2 rRNA genes are annotated in these 4,279 nt (G+C 55.7%); both read right to left on the reverse strand.

The annotated features are described in order from the left end of the window. A 23S ribosomal RNA gene (locus ACSLGO_RS18190) occupies positions 1-2,098 on the reverse strand; the annotation flags it as partial. 467 nt (positions 2,099-2,565) lie between these two features. Beyond that, positions 2,566-4,093 (reverse strand): 16S ribosomal RNA (locus tag ACSLGO_RS18195). Positions 4,094-4,279: the final 186 nt, after the last annotated feature.

A 4,279-nucleotide genomic window follows, 5' to 3' on the forward strand; every position in this document is an offset into this window, starting at 1 on the left:
AGGGGCTAACCGGTCCTCTTAACCTTCCAGCACCGGGCAGGAGTCAGTCCGTATACATCGTCTTGCGACTTCGCACGGACCTGTGTTTTTAGTAAACAGTCGCTTCCCCCTGGTCTCTGCGGCCCACACCCGCTCCGGAAAGCAAGTCTCCATCACGGGGCAGGCCCCCCTTCTCCCGAAGTTACGGGGGCATTTTGCCGAGTTCCTTAACCATAATTCTCTCGATCGCCTTGGTATTCTCTACCTGATCACCTGTGTCGGTTTGGGGTACGGGCGGCTAAAACCTCGCGCCGATGCTTTTCTAGGCAGCATAGGATCACCGGATTCCCCCGTTCGGGGGTCCCATCAGATCTCAGGTGCGTCATCAAAGACACAGTGACGGATTTGCCTATCACTGACCCTACATCCTTAGACCAGGACAACCATCGCCCGGCCCGGCTACCTTCCTGCGTCACACCTGTTAATACGCTTACCTCCCGGGATACGGTCCCGCGCTCCACCAAAACCCGGAACACCACAAGGGTGCACGGGCAGGTTTCGGGCGGTTAGTTTCCCCCGTTCAGTATGGGCGGTTTTTCGCCGGTACGGGAATATCAACCCGTTGTCCATCGACTACGCCTGTCGGCCTCGCCTTAGGTCCCGACTTACCCAGGGCAGATTAGCTTGACCCTGGAACCCTTGATCATTCGGCGGACGGGTTTCTCACCCGTCTTTCGCTACTCATGCCTGCATTCTCACTCGTGTAGGCTCCACCACTGGTTTACACCGCAGCTTCACTGCCCACACGACGCTCCCCTACCCATCCAGACGGCTGAACCACGAAGGCTTACCAAAAATCTGAATGCCACAACTTCGGCGGTGTACTTGAGCCCCGCTACATTGTCGGCGCGGAATCACTTGACCAGTGAGCTATTACGCACTCTTTCAAGGATGGCTGCTTCTAAGCCAACCTCCTGGTTGTCTGGGCAACTCCACATCCTTTCCCACTTAGCACACGCTTAGGGGCCTTAGTTGGTGGTCTGGGCTGTTTCCCTCTCGACTATGAAGCTTATCCCCCACAGTCTCACTGCTGCGCTCTCACTTACCGGCATTCGGAGTTTGGCTGACGTCAGTAACCTTGTAGGGCCCATCGGCCATCCAGTAGCTCTACCTCCGGCAAGAAACACGCAACGCTGCACCTAAATGCATTTCGGGGAGAACCAGCTATCACGGAGTTTGATTGGCCTTTCACCCCTACCCACAGCTCATCCCCTCCATTTTCAACTGAAGTGGGTTCGGTCCTCCACGACGTCTTACCGTCGCTTCAACCTGGCCATGGGTAGATCACTCCGCTTCGGGTCTAGATCACGCCACTCACTCGCCCTGTTCAGACTCGCTTTCGCTACGGCTTCCCCACACGGGTTAACCTCGCGACGTAACACTAACTCGCAGGCTCATTCTTCAAAAGGCACGCCGTCACAGCTACAAGGCTGCTCCGACGGTTTGTAGGCACACGGTTTCAGGTACTATTTCACTCCCCTCCCGGGGTACTTTTCACCTTTCCCTCACGGTACTTGTCCGCTATCGGTCATCAGGGAGTATTTAGGCTTACCAGGTGGTCCTGGCAGATTCGCACGGGATTTCTCGGGCCCCGTGCTACTTGGGATCCTCTCCAAGCGGCAGCATACATTCCGGTTACGGGGCTAACACCCTCTACGGCCTGGCTTTCAAACCAGTTCACCTATGCACCTGCACTCACTTCACCAGTCCGGCAGAACTGATACGGAAAGTCCCGCAACCCCAGTGATGCAACGCCCGCCGGCTATCACACACCACTGGTTTAGCCTCTTCCGCGTTCGCTCGCCACTACTAACGGAATCACTGTTGTTTTCTCTTCCTGCGGGTACTGAGATGTTTCACTTCCCCGCGTTCCCTCCACGCACCCTATGTGTTCAGATGCGGGTCACCCGGTCACTCGCGCGCCGGGCGGGGTTTCCCCATTCGGACATCCTGGGATCACCGCTCGGTTATCAACTCCCCCAGGCTTATCGCAGATTCCTACGTCCTTCTTCGGCTCCTGATGCCAAGGCATCCACCGTGTGCCCTTAAAAACTTGACCACAAAGATCAACAATTAATATCGCTATCGAGAAAACCATGGAAAACCAGTACAAGACCGGTCACCAGGTTTATCTGAAATTGCACTTAATAATTTTTAAGATGCTCGCGTCCACTATGTAGTTCTCAAACAACAACCCCGTCACACCCATCCACCAGCCACCACCCCCCGCAAGGGAGGGCTCCGGCCGGTCTCCGGCATGCGCAGGAAAACCAGAAACAACAGATCCTGTTGCCTCAGGACCCAACAGTGTGCCAAACGATTACCCCGGACAACCGCCCGGACCGGCTTTCCAACCCCGCAAAAGAGGCGTACTCACAGACCCGGAACAACCCGGACAAACCTGTTCATTGATATTCCACCCATGAGCACCCGCCGAAGAACTGACGCCTTCGAAACGGGCATAACTCCTGGAAACCGTGCATCCAACACTGTGGAAGAACACAACACGTTTCAGGTGCTCCTTAGAAAGGAGGTGATCCAGCCGCACCTTCCGGTACGGCTACCTTGTTACGACTTAGTCCCAATCGCCGGTCCCACCTTCGACGGCTCCCTCCCACAAGGGGTTAGGCCACCGGCTTCGGGTGTTACCAACTTTCGTGACTTGACGGGCGGTGTGTACAAGGCCCGGGAACGTATTCACCGCAGCGTTGCTGATCTGCGATTACTAGCGACTCCAACTTCATGAGGTCGAGTTGCAGACCTCAATCCGAACTGAGACCGGCTTTTTGGGATTAGCTCCACCTCACAGTATCGCAACCCTTTGTACCGGCCATTGTAGCATGCGTGAAGCCCAAGACATAAGGGGCATGATGATTTGACGTCGTCCCCACCTTCCTCCGAGTTGACCCCGGCAGTCTCCTATGAGTCCCCGGCATAACCCGCTGGCAACATAGAACGAGGGTTGCGCTCGTTGCGGGACTTAACCCAACATCTCACGACACGAGCTGACGACAACCATGCACCACCTGTAAACCGGCCACAAGTGGGGGACCTGTTTCCAGGTCTTACCGGTTCATGTCAAGCCTTGGTAAGGTTCTTCGCGTTGCATCGAATTAATCCGCATGCTCCGCCGCTTGTGCGGGCCCCCGTCAATTCCTTTGAGTTTTAGCCTTGCGGCCGTACTCCCCAGGCGGGGCACTTAATGCGTTAGCTACGGCGCGGAAAACGTGGAATGTCCCCCACACCTAGTGCCCAACGTTTACGGCATGGACTACCAGGGTATCTAATCCTGTTCGCTCCCCATGCTTTCGCTCCTCAGCGTCAGTTACAGCCCAGAGACCTGCCTTCGCCATCGGTGTTCCTCCTGATATCTGCGCATTTCACCGCTACACCAGGAATTCCAGTCTCCCCTACTGCACTCTAGTCTGCCCGTACCCACTGCAGACCCGGGGTTGAGCCCCGGGCTTTCACAGCAGACGCGACAAACCGCCTACGAGCTCTTTACGCCCAATAATTCCGGATAACGCTTGCGCCCTACGTATTACCGCGGCTGCTGGCACGTAGTTAGCCGGCGCTTCTTCTGCAGGTACCGTCACTTTCGCTTCTTCCCTGCTGAAAGAGGTTTACAACCCGAAGGCCGTCATCCCTCACGCGGCGTCGCTGCATCAGGCTTTCGCCCATTGTGCAATATTCCCCACTGCTGCCTCCCGTAGGAGTCTGGGCCGTGTCTCAGTCCCAGTGTGGCCGGTCACCCTCTCAGGCCGGCTACCCGTCGTCGCCTTGGTGGGCCATTACCCCAACCAACAAGCTGATAGGCCGCGAGTCCATCCAAAACCGCTAAAGCTTTCCACCACCATGGCATGCGCCAGGAGGTCGTATCCGGTATTAGACCCGGTTTCCCAGGCTTATCCCGAAGTTAAGGGCAGGTTACTCACGTGTTACTCACCCGTTCGCCACTAATCATTCTGTGCAAGCACAGAAGTCATCGTTCGACTTGCATGTGTTAAGCACGCCGCCAGCGTTCATCCTGAGCCAGGATCAAACTCTCCGTAAATGTTTTACAGACACACAACCGGAGCCAAGGAAAATTGGCTGCACAGTTCTGCACTAAATTCGAAACCAGCTAAAAAAACCATCCGCAACCCACGGGGTGGGCGGGACAGCCAATTCAACCAATTAAAATAATCGGTATCAATAAACTTGGCACACTATTGAGTTCTCAAACAACAGGCACATCCGG

This window comes from Arthrobacter sp. IK3 (genome assembly GCF_051337705.1).
In the GTDB taxonomy this organism is placed as follows: Bacteria; Actinomycetota; Actinomycetes; order Actinomycetales; family Micrococcaceae; genus Arthrobacter_B; species Arthrobacter_B koreensis.